A 1,548-nucleotide genomic window follows, 5' to 3' on the forward strand; every position below is an offset into this window, starting at 1 on the left:
CCTGCGAGCGGCGCTGGGCATGTTCAACACGTAACGGTGACAGCGCCAAAAAGATTGCCACGGTTGTGGACGCAAGGTTCCCGTGGCAGCGCGATGTCGGCGACGGCGAGCGACGTGCGCGCCAGGCCGCGCGCTCATGCGGCCTTATGCGTGCTCATGCGTGCTCATGCATTGTGCGGCAAACCCAGGTTCTGGTTGGCCGGCACGGCGACATCGATCATCTTCGGCTTCGGCAGGTCCAGTTCGTTCATCAGTCTCACGAAGTCGCCGCGGCTGCGTCCGGCCAGGCGCGCGTTGTGGCGCTTTTCCCAGCCGATGGTCGATACCGCCTGCCCCTTGTAGTCGTGGCCCGGCCACATGCGGGTCTCGTCCGGCAGCGTGAACAGCCTGGTCGTGACGCTGTCGTAGAGCGCGTCGGCGCTGCCGCTCTGGAAATCGGTGCGGCCGCAGCCGTCGATCAGCAGGGTGTCGCCGGTGAAGACGTTGCCGCGCCAGACGTAGCTCATGCTGCCGGCCGTGTGCCCCGGGGTGTGCAGGACCCGGATTTCCTCGCCGTCGCCGAAACGCAGCACATCGCCGTCCGCCAGCTGCAGCGGCGCGGGTGCGATGCCGCATCCGCCGGGCACCGCCGCGGCCGCGCCGGTCATCGCGCACAGCCTGCCGGCCGAGGTCACGTGGTCGGCATGCGCGTGGGTCTCGAGCACGTAGCGCAGCCTCAGGTTCAGGCGCTCGAGGTGCCGGAGGTCGCGTTCCCAGTGGCGCTCGACCGGATCGATGATGACGGCTTCGGTGCCGCCCGGCGCCGCCAGGATGTAAGTGAAAGTCGAGGATTCGGTGTCGAACAGCTGGACAGGATTCGGGTTCATCACGTTCTCCAGATCATATGGGTAGTCGGTAATCGGTGTGGCCGGTGTGGCGAATGCGTCAGGCGGCCAGGGTCTTGATGGCCATGCCGATGGCCACCAGGGCCGAGACGGCGGCAAAGGTTTTCTGCAATTGCGGCCCGGCCACGCGCGCGGCCAGCGAACGGCCAGCGAGCATGCCGCCTAGGGCCCCGGCCGCGAACGGCGCGGCGCGGCTCCAGTCGATCGCGCCCTGCGCCGCCGCGGCGGATACGCCGCCGAGCGAAATGATCGCGATGACGGCCAGCGAGGTCGCCACCGCCGGCTTGATCGCCAGGTCGGTGTAGCGTTGCAGGGCCGGCACCATCACGAAGCCGCCGCCGACGCCGAGCAGGCCCGACAGGAGGCCGGCGGCGGCGCCGGACAGCGCCAGCGCGCGCGCACAGGGTCGGGTCCAGACAAAGCGGCCGGTTCCGGGGTCGCGCACGCATGCCGGTGCGGGCGCCACGCTTGCCTGCAGCTTTCCTGTCGCTTGCCGGTAGGTCCTGAGGGCCACGTAGAGCAGGGTGGCGGCGAACAGCAGGCCGAGCCAGCGGCCGTCGGCAACGCGCGCGGCCCACAGGCCGGCCGGCGCCAGCAGCATGCCGGCGGCGGCGACCAGCAGCGCGGTGCGGTAGCGCACCAGGCCCGCTTTCAGGCCGAGCAC

At 70.1% G+C, this 1,548-nt stretch carries 2 protein-coding genes; both read right to left on the reverse strand.

The annotated features are described in order from the left end of the window. Nucleotides 1–164 precede the first annotated feature (164 nt). Nucleotides 165–866, reverse strand: a complete 702-nt coding sequence (locus tag RT688_RS18725; RefSeq protein WP_313706361.1) for an MBL fold metallo-hydrolase — start codon at nucleotides 864–866, stop codon at nucleotides 165–167. A gap of 58 nt (nucleotides 867–924) precedes the next feature. Continuing rightward, nucleotides 925–1,548, reverse strand: a 624-nt coding sequence (locus RT688_RS18730; protein WP_313706362.1) for a sulfite exporter TauE/SafE family protein, incomplete at its 5' end; no start/stop codon positions are given.

It is taken from the genome of Massilia sp. (assembly GCF_032106685.1).
Lineage (GTDB): Bacteria > Pseudomonadota > Gammaproteobacteria > Burkholderiales > Burkholderiaceae_D > Telluria.